Annotated in this window: 19 protein-coding genes and 1 riboswitch; of the genes, 16 read left to right on the top strand and 3 right to left on the bottom strand. The window is 35.4% G+C overall.

The window, feature by feature from the left end; genetic code table 11:
• Nucleotides 1-75 precede the first annotated feature (75 nt).
• Nucleotides 76-339: a CD3324 family protein gene (locus UGRO018_RS06740; RefSeq protein ID WP_416325705.1), complete on the bottom strand. Its 264-nt coding sequence runs from the start codon at nucleotides 337-339 to the stop codon at nucleotides 76-78.
• Between the two features lie 535 nt (nucleotides 340-874).
• Here UGRO018_RS06740 and UGRO018_RS06745 point away from each other — a divergent pair.
• The 8 genes from UGRO018_RS06745 (at nucleotide 875) to UGRO018_RS06780 (ending at nucleotide 6,028) form a co-directional block, all read left to right on the top strand.
• A complete protein-coding gene (locus tag UGRO018_RS06745; RefSeq protein ID WP_416325706.1) occupies nucleotides 875-1,339 on the top strand; it encodes a hypothetical protein in 465 nt (154 codons plus the stop codon).
• Nucleotides 1,340-1,454: 115 nt separating this feature from the next.
• Nucleotides 1,455-1,922: a hypothetical protein gene (locus tag UGRO018_RS06750; RefSeq protein ID WP_416325707.1), complete on the top strand. Its 468-nt coding sequence runs from the start codon at nucleotides 1,455-1,457 to the stop codon at nucleotides 1,920-1,922.
• A 13-nt stretch (nucleotides 1,923-1,935) separates the two neighbouring features.
• On the top strand, nucleotides 1,936-2,436 hold the full coding sequence (locus tag UGRO018_RS06755; RefSeq protein ID WP_416325708.1) for an L-2-amino-thiazoline-4-carboxylic acid hydrolase: 501 nt from the start codon (nucleotides 1,936-1,938) through the stop codon (nucleotides 2,434-2,436).
• 146 nt (nucleotides 2,437-2,582) lie between these two features.
• Nucleotides 2,583-4,061 (top strand): glycoside hydrolase family 1 protein, encoded by a 1,479-nt coding sequence (locus tag UGRO018_RS06760; RefSeq protein ID WP_416325709.1) that lies wholly within the window; start codon nucleotides 2,583-2,585, stop codon nucleotides 4,059-4,061.
• Nucleotides 4,058-4,891: a Cof-type HAD-IIB family hydrolase gene (locus UGRO018_RS06765; protein WP_416325710.1), complete on the top strand. Its 834-nt coding sequence runs from the start codon at nucleotides 4,058-4,060 to the stop codon at nucleotides 4,889-4,891. The genes UGRO018_RS06760 and UGRO018_RS06765 overlap by 4 nt, the downstream gene beginning before the upstream one ends.
• Before the next feature lie 442 nt (nucleotides 4,892-5,333).
• Nucleotides 5,334-5,498: a hypothetical protein gene (locus UGRO018_RS06770; protein WP_416325711.1), complete on the top strand. Its 165-nt coding sequence runs from the start codon at nucleotides 5,334-5,336 to the stop codon at nucleotides 5,496-5,498.
• Between the two features lie 171 nt (nucleotides 5,499-5,669).
• Complete coding sequence (locus tag UGRO018_RS06775; protein ID WP_416325712.1) at nucleotides 5,670-5,906, top strand: AAA family ATPase; 237 nt, start codon at nucleotides 5,670-5,672, stop codon at nucleotides 5,904-5,906.
• Nucleotides 5,891-6,028, top strand: coding sequence for a hypothetical protein (locus UGRO018_RS06780; RefSeq protein ID WP_416325713.1), 138 nt, complete (start codon nucleotides 5,891-5,893; stop codon nucleotides 6,026-6,028). The genes UGRO018_RS06775 and UGRO018_RS06780 overlap by 16 nt, the downstream gene beginning before the upstream one ends.
• 252 nt (nucleotides 6,029-6,280) lie before the next feature.
• Here UGRO018_RS06780 and UGRO018_RS06785 read toward each other — a convergent pair whose 3' ends face one another.
• Both UGRO018_RS06785 and UGRO018_RS06790 read right to left on the bottom strand, forming a co-directional pair.
• Nucleotides 6,281-6,418: a hypothetical protein gene (locus UGRO018_RS06785; RefSeq protein WP_416325714.1), complete on the bottom strand. Its 138-nt coding sequence runs from the start codon at nucleotides 6,416-6,418 to the stop codon at nucleotides 6,281-6,283.
• A 156-nt stretch (nucleotides 6,419-6,574) separates the two neighbouring features.
• Nucleotides 6,575-7,339: a Fic family protein gene (locus tag UGRO018_RS06790; RefSeq protein WP_416325715.1), complete on the bottom strand. Its 765-nt coding sequence runs from the start codon at nucleotides 7,337-7,339 to the stop codon at nucleotides 6,575-6,577.
• Between the two features lie 404 nt (nucleotides 7,340-7,743).
• Between UGRO018_RS06790 and UGRO018_RS06795 the strand changes: the two genes are divergently transcribed.
• From UGRO018_RS06795 to purH, 8 genes are all read left to right on the top strand, one after another.
• A complete protein-coding gene (locus UGRO018_RS06795; RefSeq protein ID WP_416325716.1) occupies nucleotides 7,744-9,243 on the top strand; it encodes a hypothetical protein in 1,500 nt (499 codons plus the stop codon).
• A gap of 26 nt (nucleotides 9,244-9,269) precedes the next feature.
• Nucleotides 9,270-9,641, top strand: coding sequence for an ASCH domain-containing protein (locus UGRO018_RS06800; RefSeq protein WP_416325717.1), 372 nt, complete (start codon nucleotides 9,270-9,272; stop codon nucleotides 9,639-9,641).
• An 83-nt stretch (nucleotides 9,642-9,724) separates the two neighbouring features.
• Nucleotides 9,725-9,826: riboswitch (purine riboswitch) on the top strand.
• A 182-nt stretch (nucleotides 9,827-10,008) separates the two neighbouring features.
• The gene (gene purE, locus UGRO018_RS06805; RefSeq protein WP_416325718.1) at nucleotides 10,009-10,512 is read left to right on the top strand and encodes a 5-(carboxyamino)imidazole ribonucleotide mutase; all 504 of its coding nucleotides are present in this window, start codon (nucleotides 10,009-10,011) and stop codon (nucleotides 10,510-10,512) included.
• Nucleotides 10,513-10,533: 21 nt separating this feature from the next.
• Nucleotides 10,534-14,226: a phosphoribosylformylglycinamidine synthase gene (locus tag UGRO018_RS06810; protein ID WP_416325719.1), complete on the top strand. Its 3,693-nt coding sequence runs from the start codon at nucleotides 10,534-10,536 to the stop codon at nucleotides 14,224-14,226.
• A 21-nt stretch (nucleotides 14,227-14,247) separates the two neighbouring features.
• Nucleotides 14,248-15,855, top strand: coding sequence for an SPFH domain-containing protein (locus tag UGRO018_RS06815; protein WP_416325720.1), 1,608 nt, complete (start codon nucleotides 14,248-14,250; stop codon nucleotides 15,853-15,855).
• Nucleotides 15,856-15,880: 25 nt separating this feature from the next.
• Nucleotides 15,881-16,912, top strand: coding sequence for a phosphoribosylformylglycinamidine cyclo-ligase (gene purM, locus UGRO018_RS06820; RefSeq protein ID WP_416325721.1), 1,032 nt, complete (start codon nucleotides 15,881-15,883; stop codon nucleotides 16,910-16,912).
• Nucleotides 16,906-17,493, top strand: a complete 588-nt coding sequence (gene purN, locus UGRO018_RS06825) for a phosphoribosylglycinamide formyltransferase (RefSeq protein WP_416325722.1) — start codon at nucleotides 16,906-16,908, stop codon at nucleotides 17,491-17,493. The genes purM and purN overlap by 7 nt, the downstream gene beginning before the upstream one ends.
• A 10-nt stretch (nucleotides 17,494-17,503) precedes the next feature.
• The gene (purH, locus tag UGRO018_RS06830) at nucleotides 17,504-19,036 is read left to right on the top strand and encodes a bifunctional phosphoribosylaminoimidazolecarboxamide formyltransferase/IMP cyclohydrolase (RefSeq protein WP_416325723.1); all 1,533 of its coding nucleotides are present in this window, start codon (nucleotides 17,504-17,506) and stop codon (nucleotides 19,034-19,036) included.
• Nucleotides 19,037-19,041: the final 5 nt, after the last annotated feature.

A 19,041-nucleotide genomic window follows, 5' to 3' on the forward strand; every position in this document is an offset into this window, starting at 1 on the left:
TATGGAAAGCTTTCCATAATATTTTACTTTCTATAAATAAAAATAAAAAAAGGCTTTATCCATTTAGGTAAAGCCCTACTTGTTTTCCTTAACTATTTTACGAATTGAATCATAAGAAAGCCCAAAGCGATTGGATAATTCAATCATGTTGACTCCGTTCAAATATAATTCTACTATATTTTGATTACGTTGTTCATAATATTTTTTAGAACCACTTTTACTTCCCCATGGTTTTTTCTTCTCTGATGAAGGAACATATAACAATTTTCCTCCTGCATAAGCTGAGAGCTCTTTTAATAGTTCTTTAGGAAGCACATCTGCTGCATTGACATATTTCATTCATGTATTCCTTCCTTTACTTAAAGTCATTAAATAAAGTGCAGAATCAGCAGATAATGCAACTATTCTTTATCCCATACAGATCGTTGCATTACTACTATTCTGCATGGGGAAATTCACTATCTGAACTATTCATATTTTTAATGTTCATTACATAGACACCTCCTGTTTTTATATAATATTTATTAATAATCCTTGTATAGTATAGCAAAGTAATCATGAAAAATCTATGACTCTTTGATAAAGGATAATTACTTTGCCATAACTAAAATACAAGAGGACAAAGAAAATCTTACATTATGGCATGTATATTCCATTATTATTAATTTATGATTAAAAAAAAGAATATCGCATCATAAAAAAGTACTAAATTATAAAGTTAAAATTTGAAATGGATTATAAAATATTTAATATAAGGTATATTTCATACATTTTTTCTGAAATCACTTTAGATCATTTCAATATAAATACGATTTGATATAATATATTTGTCATATAAAGGGATGCAGATCATTCTGCTGAAGGGAGTAAATAAATGAAAAAATTAATGGTTTTTGCATGTGCAGCATTATTGCTTGCTGGATGTGGATCTTCAAAGGAAGAGGAAGTCAAAAAAGAGTCAAAAACTTGTTCAATTGAAGAAGCAGGTATGGGAATGGCAATTAAAATGGATGCAGAGGATGATGTCATTAAAAATATTGAAATGACGATCACGATGCCTTCAACATTAACCGGAATTGATGCTTCTACATTAAGCGAAGAAGATCTAAAGGAAGCAGGAAAAGCAGGACTTGCGAATATCGGTGTAGAAGAAGGAACAGAAGGAGTCACAGCAACGTTTAAGGCTAAGGATAAAGACTTAGAAATGACGGTAGGATTTGATTTAAAGAAAACAGATGCTGAGATATTAAAACAAATGGGAGTATCTGAAGAAATAACAGACTCTAAGTTAAGTGACGCAGTAAAAGGAGCTAGTTCTGAAGGATTTACTTGTAAATAAGTGTTTAATGTAACAATAACAGCAATCTTTATGGTTGCTGTTTCTGTTTTCTGTGTAAAATGTAGACATCTGATGGTATGATGCTTTACAATAGATTTTTATAGGAGGGATTTCATTGAAAAAGCTATTCCTTGTGATAACCATATTGTTTTTATTTGGTTGTAGCACAGAAGAAACAGAAGTAGTAAAAGAAACAAAAACTTGTAAAACACAGAGTCAAGGAAATCAAATAGAAATGTTGATGAATGCAGAAAATGATGTGATTCAAACAATTAACATTAGATATCTTATGCCTGAAAAAAATATAGGGATCAATGCCTCTGAACTTTCAGAAGAAGAAATAGAGAATGCAGGCGATTCTATCTTAACACAGCTTGGGGTTAAGGAAAGTGATGAGGGGATTCAGGTTGAAGTAAGCGCTAAAAAGAAAGATCTATTAATTGAAATCAGCTTTGATTTATCCAAAGCAGATACATCTGTATTAGAAGTTTTTGGGGTAAGTGGAAATCCGGAAAATGTAAAGTTAAGTGATACCGTTCAACATGCTCAACAAAGTCAAACACTTTCCTTTACATGTCAATAAACAGGAGGCATCTATGACAAAGATTCGTAATGAAGCAAGGATAAAAAATCCTTTGGTAACAGCAGTCCGTGGGCAACTTGAACAACGAGCATCTTGGTTATATCTATTATGCGATGAGGCATCTAAAAAAGGCATTGATCCTAAAGAAATCGGACCTGCCGCTATCAAACGTTGTGGTCTTGCGCAAGGAAAAGAGCTTGTCACAAAGGGAAATACGATCAGTTTAAAGGGACTAAGAAAAACGTTATTTACCAAACCAGCACAATGGATGTTTGAAATGAAAGTACAAAATTGTAGTGATGATCAACTGGAAATCCATTTTCATTATTGTCCATTGGTCAAAGCATGGCAAAAAGCAGGATGTAGTGATGAAGAAATCGCAATGTACTGTGATATCGCAATGTGTGGAGATCGTGGTATTGGTGAAGCATATGGATGTAAACTTGATTTAAAGAAAACCATCGCCAATGGAGATGATATCTGTCATCTACGCTATTATAGAGATAAGAAATAACATAGAAATAACAAAAAGACGACTTCCATCGGAGACGATCTTTCGGGATCGTTTTTTCTTTTTGTATGAAAGTTTCAGACTTTTGAAAAGGAATCCTTTTTTGAACGTGATATAATCAAACTAAATGTGAAAAGGAGGATACGACGATGTTTCCAAAAGAATTTTTATGGGGTGGCGCAACTGCTGCCAATCAATATGAAGGTGGTTTTGCGGACGGTGGTAAAGGTGTTAATACCTCAGATGTATTAACTGCAGGATCTCATACAACACCACGACAAATGACATGGATAAATCCTACGACAGGTGAAACCGGCAGCACCGGTATGGGCTTTGGCTCACCAATGGAACTTCCAGAAGGCGCAATTCCCGCTGTGATTGAAGATACCTATTATCCAAGTCATGTTGCAACAGATTTTTATCATCATTATAAAGAAGATATCGCATTGATGGGAGAGATGGGATTTAAAACCTTTCGATTAAGTATGAACTGGGCACGTATTTTTCCTAATGGAGATGATGATGTCGCAAATGAAGAAGGATTGGCATTTTATGATGCTGTTTTTGATGAATGTAAAAAATATGATATTGAACCATTGGTGACTTTATCTCATTATGAAACACCATTACATTTGACTGTGAAATACGGAGGATGGAAAAGTAGAAAGTTGATTCCTTTATTTGAGAAATATGCCAAAACGGTAATGTCTCATTATAAAGGCAAAGTAAAATACTGGTTGACATTCAATGAGATCAATATGATGCAATGGGGTTGTTTTATGGCAGGTGGATTGATTGATTCCAGTGAACAGGCCAAGGCGCAAGGGGCTCATAATCAATTTGTGGCTTCTGCATTGACGGTCAAAGCAGCTCATGAAATCAGTGAAGATATCCAAGTAGGGCAAATGCTTGCTTATCAGCCAATGTATGCTTATACTTGTGATCCTGCTGATCAATTAATGGTGATGGAACAGGCACATGGGACACTATGGTTTTCTGATGTACAAACCGGTGGAAAATACCCAAGCTATAAATTAAAAGAATATGAAAGAAAAGGTATCGTATTAGATACAGAACCGGAAGACTTTCAACTTTTGGAAACGTACCCGGCTGATTTCTTATCTTTCTCTTGTTATGGTTCTAGCACCTTCACTACACATGAAGATGCTATAGAAGGCGGTGGGAACTTAATGATGGGAATTAAGAATCCATATTTAAATACCAATGCATGGGGATGGGCAACGGATCCTGCTTGTTTAAGACTTGCGTTAAATACTTTATATGAACGATATCATAAACCACTATGGATCGTAGAAAATGGTATCGGTTGGGATGATAAAAAGGAAGCAGATGGCAGTGTTCATGATTCTTATCGAATTGAATACCTTCGTCAAAATATCCAGTCTATGGATGATGCAATTAATCTAGATGGTGTTGATTTGATGGGTTATACTATGTGGGGTTGTATTGATTTGGTATCTGCAGGTACCGGAGAAATGAAAAAACGTTATGGATTTGTTTATGTTGATCGTGATGATGCCGGAAACGGAAGTTTAGAAAGAAGTAGAAAAGATTCGTTCTATTGGTATAAGAAGGTTATCGCTACTCAAGGACAGGATCTTCAATGATACGTTTATTCGCATGTGATTTAGATGGAACCTTGTTGAATCAAGATCATGAAAGTGATGAGATCATTCTAGAGGCGGTGGATCAGGTATTAGAATCCGGTAGACAATTTGCAATTGCGACTGGAAGACATATGCATATCAATCAAATCAAAAAGCTTGGAATGCATGATCGAGCTATCTATACGATTTGTATGAATGGCTCATTGATCATGGATCAAAATCAAAACATCATTTATCAAAAGAGTGTGAACCAAGATTTTTTACATGAGATGTTAACACGATTTCCAAAGATTGACTTTGAATGTATCGGAATGAATCACACCTATATGCGTACCTCTAAGGAAGATCATATCAAACAATTTGAACAAAGAAGTATTTGGAAAAAGGTACTGAAGAAGCCGGATATCTCTGAGTTTTTAAAAGATTGCAGATTCAATCAATCAAATGAGGATATTCTCCAACATGAAATTATGAAAGTCAACTGTCGTGTAGAAGATAGATATCAACATGATCAATTAATGAATTATATTCATGAACATCGGGATATCGTGGTGAATGCTCCTTTTGATGAAGGAATCTTTGAGATCACAGACAAAGCTGTCAATAAAGGGGAAGCTGTTGCAAGGCTCGCACAGTTACTTCATATTCAAGATAATGAAGTAGCGGTATATGGTGATGGTGGTAATGATATAGAAATGTTGAAACGTTTTAAATATGCCTATGCCACAGCAAATGCAAGTGAAGCCGCTAAACAGGCAGCCGGTAATGTCATTGGCCATTGTGATGAACATGGGGTACCAAAGCATATCCTTCAGATTATAAAAAATTAGATTATGATCGAATATCATAACATTATGTATGGTATGCGATTTTTTCTATTCTTAAAAAATTATTTGCGTTGCATTGGTGCAACGAAAAATGCAACGAAAGTTTATTCGTTGCACTTTGATAGATATTACGATAAGTAAAAAGTCTAAATAAGCATATTTTTCAGCTATTAAGAGATGAAAACTATCATCGTATATTAAGATATTATGCGTTTTTCTATTCCTAAAGAAGCATTTGCGTTGTATGAATGCAACCTAAAATGCAACGAATGTATAATGTGTTTTTCAGATTACATTACATTGAAAATTTGGAACAGGAATAAAAAGGATCAATGAATCCTATCATAAAAATCTTACAAAACCTGTTTATCGCATTTTTGAAAATTCTATTTTGGTGATTTTACCGATTTTAGATGGTGATTTAGACTTAAATGATGATGAGGAAATGATTGTAACCTATTTGCGTGGCAACAAAGCTTTGACTAGAGTGCAACTTGATCAATTAACTGGTTTTAATAAGGCAAAAACAGTAAGGATATTAAATCAATTGTTAAAGAGAAATATCATTCGAAAAACAGGTAAAGGAAAGATAACAAAATATTTGGTATAGTTATTTCGTTGTTACACATATAAATTTATTGTACAGAATCATAAGCCAAAAGCAAAGAAAAGTAAAACATTTCTTGGAATGATGAGAATTTTGTTGATAAGATTTCTTGGAATGATGATAATTTGTGCAAAAAAAATTGTTGGATTTATGAAATGATGCTAAAGTGATACAATGGAACTGAAAAGGAAGGTTTATCAGAATCTACTGGATTGGAAAAGAAAAAAGGGTAGAACTGCTATGCTGATTGAAGGTGCTAGAAGAGTAGGTAAGTCTTATATCGCAAAGAAATTTGCGGAAAATGAATATCAAAGTTATATTTTAATTGACTTCAGTAAAGCTGATGAGGATATCAAAGATTTATTTGTATATGATCTCATGGAAAGGGGATGTTCATGGAAAACTATGTAGCACAGACTTTGGCTTTTCAAAAACATAAGCTGTATTTCTATAGTCAATATGATAAAGAAAATGTGAAAAATCGTATGGAAATAGATTTCCTTATCACAAGGGAAAAAAGATATGCCCAATAGAAGTAAAATCATTAAATTATAAAGCACATAGTTTCATTGATAAATTTAGAACAAAATTCAATAAGAAAATTGGACAGAGCTATATCATTTATACCAAAGATTTGAAGCAAGAAGATGATATCTTGTGCTTGCCTATCTATATGACGATGTTCTTATAAGGAAATAGATAATATATAAGAGAGTAAGAAAAAGGTTATATATGTCATTTTAGCATATATAACCTTTTGTGATATAAAATGGTCTTCCTCTTTCTTATAGGAACTTATCCAATTCTTTTTCGATTTCCTCAACTTTTTTTACTTTTGAATGCTCAATGATTTTACCTCTTGTGACAACCATTTCAATGTTACGTAGTGCAGTTAGATCATCTAAAGGATTTTTCTTAGTCACAATAAAATCTGCACATTTCCCAGTTTCTATCGTTCCTGTAAAACGCCCGATACCAGCGATATCTTTATTATCTTCAATATCTATCTGTTTTCTTTCTGCGAAAAAGAATTATTTCTTATCACTGTTTTCTTTTGTTCTTTATTCAATTTCGCAAATCTATCTCTCTATTTCATCTTTCTTTTGATAGAGATTTCCAACCAATTCATCATAAAGCGCCATATATCGATCTTGAGAATTTAAACAGGTATCCATTAAATATCCTTTTTCACTGGAGTATTCTTTTAAACCTCTATAATAAAAACTCTTATGAATATCTTCAATGATAAAAGGAACGATATCATGTTTTAAGCATTCTTTGAACATGATCATTCTGCCTACTCGACCATTTCCGTCCTGAAAACCATGAATGCTTTCAAAGCGATAATGAAAATCAACGATATCTTCAAACTCAATTTTTTTCTTTGCATGATACTCATTCAGCAGTTTTGTCATCACTTTTTCCACATCTTCAGGAGCTACTGTTTCAGTATGATCACCAATGATATTGGGCAAAAGCTTCCAGTCACCAACACGGAACCATTCAAGTTCAGCATCATTGCTACCGTTTTTTAGAATTTCATGAAACTTCTTCATGAGATCCGTATCCAGTTCATCGTCACAGTGATCAAGCATATAATCAAACAACCTGAAATGATTATGTGTTTCAATAATATCATTATATCTTATCGCTTCTCCTTGATTTGGCAGGATAGTATTTGTTTCAAAAATCATTCTTGTCTGCTCTTGTGTCAATCTGCTTCCTTCTATATGATTGGAATTATATGCAAAGCTCACCTGCGTCAAGTGATAAAGGTTGCCCTTCATTTTTATCTTTTTTTGCTCTCGCAATGCTCTTTTCACATCGTACTTTTTCTCTGCCATATTGGTTCCTCATTTCTGTGTTTAAAACTCCTTACTATTATACCAATTTCTTTTTATATATGCATTAAAATAACGTTATTTACAGTCACTCCTATCCGGTTTCTTTTTTTGCGACAGGCAATTCAATTCTGCAATATTGATTTCATCCTTTTTTTTGGTCTAAACAACATAATTCACAGGATACTGGGCAGGCCCATATGCTGATCTCTGTTATCAAAAATATCACTCACGCTATGTTTCGATTTGATTCTCTCATAAGTATTTCACAATGATCTTCTAAAAGGTCTACATCCGAAGTAACTTTTCAAAATATATGTAGAATACGCTTTCATAATGGGCTATAATGAGGTAAAGAAAGTTAGATATCTATGATTTTGGCTACTAACTAATGAGGAGTGATAAGAATGAAATACATTTTATTAGATACAAATATGATTATTTATCGAGAAGGAGAAAAAAAATTAAGCCAAAACATACAATTGTTGTCTAGATTATTATTAGATTCAACACAATATAAATTATGTATTCATCCTTTATCAAAAAAAGAGTTGCTCGGATACAAAGATGAAGAAAAAAGAGAAACTATATTGTCTAAAATAAATGTTTATCCTATTTTGGAGAATCCACCTTATGCAAGTGAAGAGTTTTGCAATAAATGTGGAAAGAATAAAGGGCAAAATAACTATATTGATAATTGTATGATATATGCCGTTTATAAAAATTGCGTTTCTTATTTACTTACAAACGATCAAGGAATACACAAAAAAGCAAAAAAACTTTTTTTAAGTAAGAAAGTTTTAACTATTGAAGAAGGTATAGAGCTATTATCAAAAGATAAAATGGAGGTTTATACTAACACTCCTGTTTTTATTCAAGAAAAATACCTATACACAATTGATACCGATAATGATTTTTTTGATTCTCTAAGGAAAGATTATAAGGACTTCGATATATGGTTAAATAAAAAAAAGCAAACTCATAGCAAAGCATATGTGACCTATCTTGATAACGACCAAAAGAAAATCGGGGCTTTTCTTATGCTGAAAAATGAAGATGAATCTGAACAGTATGAAGATTTCGAAAAAAAATTTAAGCCTGGTAAAAGAATCAAAATATCTACATTTAAGGTTATTGATAATGGAAAAGGTATTGGAGAAGCGTTTATCAAGCTAATTATTGATCGTGCATTGAAACTAAATATTGACGAAATCTATGTTACTGCATTTGAAAAACAAGAACGGCTGACAACACTATTTGCTGAATACGGCTTCGTTTTCTATACTAGAAAAAAAACAAAAGGTGGTCATAATGATGTGGAGTTAGAAAATGTTTATCTGAAAAATCTATTTAAAGGGATTACTGAATATCCTGTGATTTATTATTTGAATCAACAAGTTTATTTAATACCTATACAACCTGAATTTTCTAAAAGATTGTTTTATGATGCTTTTGAGTACCATCAGATAAGCTTGTTTGACTTAAACGGTGCATCAACTTGTAGTAATGTTATCAAAAAGGTTTATATTTCAAAGGCTAGAATTAAGGGAATTCATAAAGATGATATTTTACTATTTTATTTTAGTAATGAAAAGCAAGAACTAGCGGTTGTAGGTGTCGTAGATGAAGTATTTAAGGCAAATGAGATAGATACTTATGAGAATTTTCAAAGAATTGTGAAAAGACGTACAGTATATGAAACGTCATATTTGAAAGAGGCATATGAGAAAGGATATTTGATTATTTTATTTGAATACTTTCTAGACCTGCAAGAACATGTATCACTTGATAAAGCAGTATCAGAAGGGTTGATAAAGGGTGCACCGCAATCTATACAAAAAATGGAAAAAGAAAAATTCAAAAAATTAGTAAGATTAAGTAGAAGTGAAAAACAAATTCTAATATAATAATAGAAGAAAGAGAGGGATTCATCATGTGTAAAGTCTTGTTGCCAATAAAACCAGTTTATGCGTATCAAATTCTAAACGGAAAAAAGAAATTTGAATATAGAAAACGAAAGTTTAAGCGAGAGAATGTTGAAAGCATTGTTATTTATGCAACTTCTCCTGTGAAAAAAATCATAGGCGAAGTGCAATTGAAACAAGTGATAGAAGATACCCCATATCATATATGGGAAGCAACCCATGAATATGGTGGAATAGATAAAAATGATTATGATGAATACTTTAAAGACAAGACGATTGCGGTTGCATATGGATTAGGGACGATACATCCATATAGGGAAGAAAAAGAATTAGCTGATATTGATATTGATTATTACCCTCAGTCTTATGTATATCTATAATGGATCATAGTTCTAGCAATGATGACTTTTATCCTAAGAAATGTAAAATATACTTGTAATAAAAGAGGAAGTTTAGTACAATATCTATGTATTGACGAAACGCTTGTATATATGCCGTAATATGGACGGCAAGTTTCTAGCCGCTAACCGTAAATCTGCGGGCTACAAGCAAACAATTACTCTTTCTTTTTGTTCGGAGGCGTACTTGTTTGCATATGCAGGCAGGTACGTCTTTATTATTATAGGAGGGTCTTACTTATGGTCTTAAGAAGATGCGCTATATTAATACAAAAATTTAACTGTTTTTAGTGTACATATTGGTTTGAAAACGATATGTATTTTTTTATTTTTACAGGAGGAGAAAAACATGAGTGAAAACAGAAAACCAGTCGTAAGTATCGTCATGGGAAGCCGCAGTGACTTGCCAACTATGGAAAATTGCTTTAACCAGCTAAAGGAATTTGATATTCCATTTGAAGCACATGCATTAAGTGCACATCGTACACCGGATGAAGTCATTAAGCTGAGTGAAGGCGCAAAACAACGTGGAATCAAAGTCATCATCGCAGCTGCAGGTGGTGCTGCACATTTAGGTGGTGTCGTTGCTAGCTCAACAACCTTGCCTGTGATTGGGGTTCCGATTCAGACAAGTGCACTTGGTGGTATGGATTCCTTATTGTCTACGGTTCAAATGCCGGGTGGAATCCCTGTTGCAACTGTTGCAATCGGAAAAGCAGGCGCAAAAAATGCTGCTATTCTTGCAGCCCAGATGATTGCGTTAAGTGATGAAAGTGTCGCAGAAAAGTTAGATGCATTCAAAAAATCTATGGCAGATAAAGTTAAAGCTGATTCTGTAATCGAAGTTGAATAACATACTGGAAAGGTGAAGAAGATGGACTATCGTGTATTTGTAAAGAAAAAAGAAGCGTTTCAAGTAGAAGCTCAGTCAATGTTTCATGAACTGAAGCAGAACCTGAATCTGAATGGATTAACAGGTGTAAAACTGTATAACGTGTATGATGTTTTCCATGGGGATGACCATGATATGGCATTACTAAAGGAAAAGGTGTTAAGTGAAGTTGTGACCGACGAAGTATATGATACAATCGATTTATCTGATCAAACATATATTGCTTATGAATGTTTACCTGGTCAGTATGATCAGCGTGCAGATAGTGCACAACAATGTTTAATGCTGTTAAATAACAAACAAGATGTAGTGATCAAAAGCGGACGTATTGTTGTCTTAGAGGGTGAAGTAAGTGATGCTGAAATTATCAGTATCAAAAAGTATTTGATCAACCCTGTAGAAATGAGAGAAAAAGATTTACAGGTTCTTGGTTATGAAGAAGACGTTGAAATCGAACCGGTTCCGATGATCGAAGGATTCTGTGCTATGGATGATGTTGCTTTACAGTCATTGATGGACAAGGAAGGTCTAGCAATGACACTTGCTGATCTAAAACACGTACAACAATATTTCAAGCAAGAAGAACAACGTGATCTTACAATGACAGAGCTTAAGGTATTGGATACTTATTGGTCAGATCATTGTCGTCATACAACATTTGAGACGATTCTACAAAGTGTTAATTTTGAGGCCGGTTCTTTACAGGAAACGATACAGAAATCTTATGAATTATATTTGAAATTAAGAAATGAAGTACATGGTGGCAAGAAAGTCATGACATTAATGGATATGGCTACCATTGCCGGTAAATATCTACGTAAGAATGGTAAGTTAGACGATATGGAAGTCAGTGATGAAATCAATGCATGTTCTATTGAAATCACTGTAGATGTAGATGGTGAGGAACAACAATGGTTGTTGATGTTCAAGAATGAAACACATAATCACCCTACGGAAATTGAACCATTCGGTGGTGCAAGTACATGTATCGGTGGTGCAATTCGTGACCCATTATCAGGTAGAAGCTATGTTTATCAAGCAATGCGTATCACTGGGGCGGGAGATATTACAAAAGATATTAAGGAAGCACTTCCTAATAAATTACCTCAATCAAGAATTTCTAAGGGAGCAGCAGCCGGTTATTCTTCTTATGGAAATCAGATCGGACTTGCGACAACTTATGTAAAAGAAATCTTTCATGATGGATATGTAGCGAAACGTATGGAAGTCGGTGCTGTAATTGGTGCTACACCAAAAGAAAACGTTATTCGTAAATCTCCTGAAAAGGGTGATATCGTCGTATTGATCGGTGGAGCTACCGGAAGAGATGGTGTTGGTGGAGCTACCGGTTCTAGTAAGGAACATAATGATACATCTCTAACAAAATGTTCTAGTGAGGTGCAAAAAGGAAATGCGCCTATGGAAAGAAGATTACAGCGTTTATTCCGTAATCCAGAAGCAACTCGTTTGATCAAGAAAGCCAATGACTTTGGTGCCGGTGGTGTCAGCGTAGCGGTTGGTGAACTTGCAGATGGATTACGAATTGATTTGGATAAGGTACCTGTGAAATATAATGGGTTATCAGGAACAGAACTTGCGATTTCCGAATCACAAGAGCGTATGGCTGTATTGATCGAAGCAGATCAATTTGAAGCGTTTAAACAGTTAGCCTATGAAGAAAACTTGGATAGTGTGATTGTTGCTGAAGTTACCGATGAAAATCGTTTGATCATGAGCTTCCATGGGAAAGAAATTGTAAATATTTCCCGTGATTTCTTAAATACAAATGGTGTACGTGGATTACAGGATGTCTTGATCAAAGAAGGCTTGGTAGATCAAGATCCATTTAAGGCAACGGTGGATAATATCAAGGATGATTTGAAACAGCCGAATGTTGCTTCTCAAATCGGTTTAGCGGAAATGTTTGATGCATCCATTGGGAAATCAACGGTATTGATGCCATTCGGTGGAAAATATCAGTTGACGGAAACAGAAGGTAGTGTACAAAAGCTTCCGGTATTCGGTTTTACCAATACATGTTCTATTATGACACATGGATATAACCCTGAAGTATCTTTATATTCTCCATATTTAGGCGCTGCTTATTCTGTTGTTGAGGCATTGGCAAGAGTGACTGCACTTGGTGGTAACTGGGCTACTTGTCGATTGACCAATCAAGAATACTTTGAACGTTTACATAACGATCCTGAAAAATGGGGCAAACCAACACAAGCATTGTTAGGATTGATCGAAGCAGAAATGGCATTTGAAACACCTGCAATCGGTGGTAAAGACTCTATGTCCGGTACCTTTAATGAAATCTGTGTTCCACCTACATTGATCACTTTTGCGGTAACAACCGATACAACTGATCATATAATTTCTTCAGAGTTGAAGAAAGCAGGTCATAAATTATACCTTGTAAAACACACACCAAAAGAACACATGGTTCCTGATTATGAACAATTAAAGAATAATTTCAATCTTGTTCGTAAACATATATTAAACAAGGATATCGTATCGGCGTCTACAGTGAAATTCGGTGGTATTGCGGAAGCTTTATGTAAAATGAGTTTTGGTAATAAACTAGGCGTAGATGTAACGAGTGATGAAGATATGTTCTCTATTTCTATCGGATCTATCGTCGTAGAATCTGTTGGTTCATTAGATGAAGAAAACTTCATTTACTTAGGTACTGTAACAGATAACGCTATGATCCATATCAATGAAGAGACCATCGCAATCGAAGAAGCATTACATGTATGGTATGCACGTTATCACAAGATCTATCCTATGATCGTTGATCATGATGGTAAGAAGATCGATACTCCAGAGTATCATAGTAAAGAAATGATCAAGGCAAAGAAAACATATGAAAAACCAAAAGTTATCATTCCGGTATTCCCTGGGCAAAACTGTGAATACGACACAAAACAGCAATTTGAGCGTGCCGGTGCAGAAGCGGAAATTTATGTTTTCAATAACTTAAATGTAGAAAGCATTGAGCGTTCTTTAAATGAATTAAGTGAAAAAATTGCAACAGCTCAGATTTTAATGGTTGTGGGTGGATTCTCTAGTGGAGATGAACCGGATGGTAGTGGTAAATTTATCGCTAACGTATTAAGCAATCCGAAAGTAAATGCAGCAGTACAAACACTGTTGGCTAATGATGGATTGATTCTTGGTATCTGTAATGGATTCCAGGCATTGATCAAATCAGGTTTATTACCTTATGGTGATATCGAAAGTCTGAATGCAGATTCTCCTACATTGTTTAGAAATAATATCAATCGTCACGTTTCACATATTGCATCTACAAAAATTACCAGCAATAAATCACCATGGCTTTCAAGCTTTGAACCGGGAGCATGTCATAGTGTAGCTATGTCACATGGAGAAGGTAAATTTGTCGCAAGCGATGAAGTTATCGCAAGCTTATTCGAGAATGGGCAGGTCGCAACGCAGTATGTTGATTTAGATGGTGATCCTACGATGAATGGAGCATACAATATCAATGGAAGTTCTTGCGCAATCGAAGGTATCACAAGTCCTGATGGAAGAATTTTCGGTAAGATGGGACACAGTGAACGTTATGAAGATGGTCTTTATAAGAACATTGATGGTGATAAACTGCAAAATATCTTCAAGAATGGTGTAGATTACTTTAAAAAATAAGACGCAAAGGGGGTAAATCATATGGATTTACAAGTATATTTGCCTTATATCGTTGGTGCTATCGTCATTATCCTATTGATTTTGATCGTTACGATAGGATATGTGAAAGCACCACCTGATACCGCATATATTATTTCCGGTTTAAGAAAGAAGATCATTGTGGGAAAGGCTAGCATTAAGATTCCATTTCTAGAACGTTTAGATAAGTTAAGCTTAAAATTGATTCCAATCGATGTAAAAACAAGCAGTATGGTGCCTACGGCAGATTATATCAATATTCAAGTAGATGCCGCAGTCAATGTGAAGGTTGGTACCGATGGCAATAAGTTAGAGCTTGCGGCGCAGAACTTTTTGAATCAGACTTCTGATTATATGGCCAGAGTTGCCAGAGAGGTCTTAGAAGGTAATATGCGTGAAATTGTTGGGCGTATGCGTTTAGAGGAAATGGTATCTGATCGTCAAAAGTTTGCGGAGTTGGTAAAAGAAAATGCGATGCCAGATCTTGCGGCTATGGGATTGAATATCGTTAGCTTCAATGTACAAAACTTCACGGATGCCAATGGTGTCATTGATGATCTTGGTATTGATAATATTTCACAGATCAAAAAGAAAGCTGCCATTGCGAAAGCAGAGGCAGATAAAGAGATTGCGGTGGCAAAAGCTGATGCGGATCGACAGGCAAATGATGCAAGAGTTATCGCTGAGCGAGAAATAGCAATCAAAAACAATGATTTAGCAATGCAAAAAGCGGAGTTAAAACAGATTGCGGATATGAAACAGGCAACAGCAGATGCCGCATATCAGATCGAACAAGAGAACCAACGTAAAACAATCGAAGTTACAACAGCGGATGCGGATATCGCCAAACAAGAACGTGAGGTCTTATTGAAGGCGAAGGAAGTTGAAGTAAAAGAAAAGGCTTTGGAAGCAGAAGTAAAGAAACAAGCAGAAGCTGAAAAGTTTGCGAAACAACAAAAAGCAGATGCTGAATTGTATACAAGACAGAAAGAAGCAGAAGCGAAGCGTTTTGAAATTCAACAGGAAGCAGAAGCTCAAAAATCAAAAGCAGATGCTGATCGATACAGTAGAGAACGAGAAGCACAAGGTATTCAATTGGTCGGTGAAGCAGAAGCGGAGGCCATTCGAGCAAAAGGTATTGCGGAAGCAGAGGCTATGGATAAAAAAGCAGAAGCTTATCAGAAATATACCGGAGCTGCCGTTGCGGAAATGTTAATCAAAGTGTTACCTGAAGTTGCCGGAAAGATTGCAGAGCCGCTATCTAAGATCGATAAGATTACAGTGATTGGCGGAAATGAAGGCACAGCCATTGATCCTGTGGCCGGAAATGTTCCGGGTGTAATGACAAAGCTATTTGAATCCATGAAAGAAACTACCGGTATTGATCTAGGTGAAATCGTAAAAGCAAACACCTATGATGCAAAGGTCACAAGAAATGTGAATCTATCCGGTATCCCTAGCGGAGAAACCAATGTGTATGTTTCACCTGAAACTGTGAAAAAAGAAACGGTACAACCAAAAGTTGGGGAAGTAAAAAAAGAAGTGAAACCGGAAACAACAGAAAAACAGCCAACACAAGACAAAAAAGAAAAAATGTCTTGGGAAGATTAAGCTTGAAAAGGAGAATAAAAACAAGATGAGTGATAAATATAGAGAAGCTGGCGTTGATTTAGAGGCAGGTTATGAATCTGTCAGATTGATCAAGAGTCATGTCGCAAGAACAAAAATCAAAGGTGCTATGGATTCCATCGGTGCCTTTGGTGGTATGTTTGATCTTTCTACTTTAGGATTGAAAGAACCAGTATTGGTTAGTGGTACAGATGGTGTTGGTACAAAACTGATGGTAGCTTTTGAAATGGATAAACATGATACTGTCGGTATTGATGCTGTCGCAATGTGTGTGAATGATGTATTGGTTCAAGGGGCTGCCCCAATCTTCTTCTTGGATTATTTGGCAGTCGGAAAAAATGAACCCAAAAAGATCGAACAATTGGTCAAAGGTGTTGCGGATGGCTGTGTACAGTCAGAATGTGCGCTAATTGGTGGAGAAACAGCAGAAATGCCGGATATGTATGATGTGAAACATTATGATATCGCCGGTTTCTGTGTCGGAGCTGTAGAAAAAAGTAAGTTATTAGATGGCCAAAAAATCGAAGCAGGAAATGTTTTGATCGGTTTACCAAGTTCCGGTGTACATTCAAACGGATTCTCTTTGATCCGTAAGATCTTACTAAAAGATGCAAAATTAGATTTACATAAAGAATATGATGAAATCGGTGGAGAAAAGCTTGGAAATGTATTGCTTACACCAACAAAGATTTATGTAAAAGCAATCAAACACTTATTGGATAAGGTTGAAATCAAAGGAATGAGTCACATTACCGGTGGTGGATTCTATGAAAATGTACCAAGAATGTTGAAAGAAGGACAAGGTGTTGTGATCGATACCAATGCATATCCGAAAAAACCGATCTTCGACATGATTGCGAAATATGGTGAAGTACCTATGGAAGAAATGTGCAACGTATTTAACATGGGAATCGGCTTTATGATGGCAGTTGATAAGGCAGATGTAGAAAAAGTAATGAGCTTATTAGCTGAAATCAACGAAGAAAGTTATGTGATCGGTGAAGTAACCAATAGTGGAAAGGTTGAAGTGAAATGGTAAACATTGCCATTTTCGCCAGTGGAAATGGGTCCAATTTTGAGAATCTTGTGAATAAGATCAACGATGGAACCATTCAAAATACAACATGTAAAGTCTTGATCGTAGATAAGGAACATGCTTATGCGATAGAAAGAGCAAAGCGTTTAGGCATTCCTTATCGTTATGTTGATCCTAAAGCTTATGGTGGAAAAGCCGGATATGAAACAGAAATCATGCATACTTTGAAAGAATATCATGTGGATCTCATCGTGCTAGCTGGATATATGCGTTTTATCGGAGAGGTTTTATTGAAAAACTATCCCAACGGTATTATCAATCTTCATCCTGCCTATTTGCCTGCTTTTCCGGGGGCACATAGTATCCAGGATGCATATGAAGCGAAAGCGGAATTCACAGGTGTTACTGTTCATTATGTAGATGAGGGTGTTGATACCGGTGAAATTATTCGACAAGAAAAAATCATCATTGATCCAACTTGGTCTTTAGAAACCTTAGAAGAACATGTGCATGCCCTAGAGTATACCTTGTTTCCTGAGGTGGTAGCGCAATTAAGCTGTGAATTAAACAAAGAGAAAGAGTAGGTAAGTTATCATGAAAAGAGCATTGGTAAGTGTATCAGATAAAGCCAATCTTGTAGAATTCGTTTCAGGGCTTGTAAAGCTTGGTTATGAAATTATCTCTACAGGAGGTACTAAAAAAACACTGGATGCTGCCGGCATTCAGACCATCGGAATTTCTGATGTTACAGGATTTCCTGAAATCATGGATGGTAGAGTAAAAACATTACATCCTAAAGTACATGGAGCATTGCTTTGTGTACGTGATAATCCTGACCATGTAAAACAGATTCAGGAATTAGGAATTGAATACATTGACTTGGTTTGTGTCAATTTGTATCCTTTTAAACAGACGGTACAAAAACCAGGTGTCAGTCATGAAGAAATCATAGAAAACATCGATATCGGTGGTCCTAGTATGTTACGTAGTGCTTCTAAGAATTATAAATTTATTCCGGTTATCTGTGATCCAAATGATTATGAAGCAGTATTAAAAGAATTAAATGAAAACGGCGAAACCTGCCCAATAACTCGTGAATATCTAGCTGCGAAGGTCTTCCGTCACACTGCACAATATGATGCAATGATTGCACAATATCTAACACAACGTACAGGAGAAAAATATCCTGAAAAGTTGACGTTGACTTTTGATAAAGTACAAGAGCTTCGTTATGGCGAAAATCCTCACCAAAGTGCTGCCTTCTATAAAGGAATGCATCCTCAATATTCACTTGCGAATGCAAAACAGTTACATGGGAAAGAATTAAGTTATAATAATATTCAAGATGGAAATGCCGCAATTGAGATCTTAAAGGATTTTGCGGGCAAACCTGCGGCAGTAGGCTTAAAACATATGAATCCATGTGGTGTCGGTATCGGTAATACCATTGAAGAAGCTTGGGATAAAGCTTATGAAGCTGACCCTGTTTCTATCTTCGGTGGAATCGTTGCGTTTAATGAACCGGTAAATTTGGCGGTAGCTGAGAAATTAGCAAATATCTTCTTGGAAATCATCATTGCGCCTTCTTTTGATGAGGATGCATTTGAGGTATTATCAAAGAAGAAAAATATTCGTTTGATGACATTGGATACTACACTTCCTGTAGATACTACCTATAAATTTACAAATGTAAATGATGGATTATTGGTACAGGATATAGATGATAAAAAAATCGAAGAAGATGATTTACGTTGTGTAACCAATCGTAAACCAACAGCTGAAGAAATGGAGCAGTTGTTATTTGCATGGAAGGTCGTAAAACATGTAAAATCGAATGCGATCGTTTTAGCAAAAGACAATATGACCATCGGTGTTGGTGCCGGACAGATGAATCGTGTCGGTGCCGCTAAGATTGCGATTGAACAAGCAGGTGAAAAAGCAAAAGGTGCTGTAATGTCCTCTGATGCTTTCTTCCCAATGCCGGATACAGTAGAAGAAGCTGTAAAGGCAGGAGTTACTGCAATTATTCAACCAGGTGGATCCATCAAAGATCAATTATCAGTTGACGTATGTAACGAACATGGCATTGCTATGGTATATACGGGTTGTAGACATTTTAAACATTAAAAGAA

Source organism: Hoskinsella mucinilytica (assembly GCF_045223415.1).
Classification (GTDB): domain Bacteria; phylum Bacillota_I; class Bacilli_A; order Erysipelotrichales; family Erysipelotrichaceae; genus Hoskinsella; species Hoskinsella mucinilytica.

Coding starts and splice junctions, on each gene's coding strand:
- UGRO018_RS06740 (WP_416325705.1), bottom strand. CDS start 339: ATGAAATATGTCAATGCAGCAGATGTGCTTCCTAAAGAACTATTAAAA.
- UGRO018_RS06745 (WP_416325706.1), top strand. CDS start 875: ATGAAAAAATTAATGGTTTTTGCATGTGCAGCATTATTGCTTGCTGGA.
- UGRO018_RS06755 (WP_416325708.1), top strand. CDS start 1,936: ATGACAAAGATTCGTAATGAAGCAAGGATAAAAAATCCTTTGGTAACA.
- UGRO018_RS06760 (WP_416325709.1), top strand. CDS start 2,583: ATGTTTCCAAAAGAATTTTTATGGGGTGGCGCAACTGCTGCCAATCAA.
- UGRO018_RS06765 (WP_416325710.1), top strand. CDS start 4,058: ATGATACGTTTATTCGCATGTGATTTAGATGGAACCTTGTTGAATCAA.
- UGRO018_RS06770 (WP_416325711.1), top strand. CDS start 5,334: ATGATTGTAACCTATTTGCGTGGCAACAAAGCTTTGACTAGAGTGCAA.
- UGRO018_RS06775 (WP_416325712.1), top strand. CDS start 5,670: ATGGAACTGAAAAGGAAGGTTTATCAGAATCTACTGGATTGGAAAAGA.
- UGRO018_RS06780 (WP_416325713.1), top strand. CDS start 5,891: ATGGAAAACTATGTAGCACAGACTTTGGCTTTTCAAAAACATAAGCTG.
- UGRO018_RS06790 (WP_416325715.1), bottom strand. CDS start 7,339: ATGGCAGAGAAAAAGTACGATGTGAAAAGAGCATTGCGAGAGCAAAAA.
- UGRO018_RS06795 (WP_416325716.1), top strand. CDS start 7,744: ATGAAATACATTTTATTAGATACAAATATGATTATTTATCGAGAAGGA.
- UGRO018_RS06800 (WP_416325717.1), top strand. CDS start 9,270: ATGTGTAAAGTCTTGTTGCCAATAAAACCAGTTTATGCGTATCAAATT.
- purE (WP_416325718.1), top strand. CDS start 10,009: ATGAGTGAAAACAGAAAACCAGTCGTAAGTATCGTCATGGGAAGCCGC.
- UGRO018_RS06810 (WP_416325719.1), top strand. CDS start 10,534: ATGGACTATCGTGTATTTGTAAAGAAAAAAGAAGCGTTTCAAGTAGAA.
- UGRO018_RS06815 (WP_416325720.1), top strand. CDS start 14,248: ATGGATTTACAAGTATATTTGCCTTATATCGTTGGTGCTATCGTCATT.
- purM (WP_416325721.1), top strand. CDS start 15,881: ATGAGTGATAAATATAGAGAAGCTGGCGTTGATTTAGAGGCAGGTTAT.
- purN (WP_416325722.1), top strand. CDS start 16,906: ATGGTAAACATTGCCATTTTCGCCAGTGGAAATGGGTCCAATTTTGAG.
- purH (WP_416325723.1), top strand. CDS start 17,504: ATGAAAAGAGCATTGGTAAGTGTATCAGATAAAGCCAATCTTGTAGAA.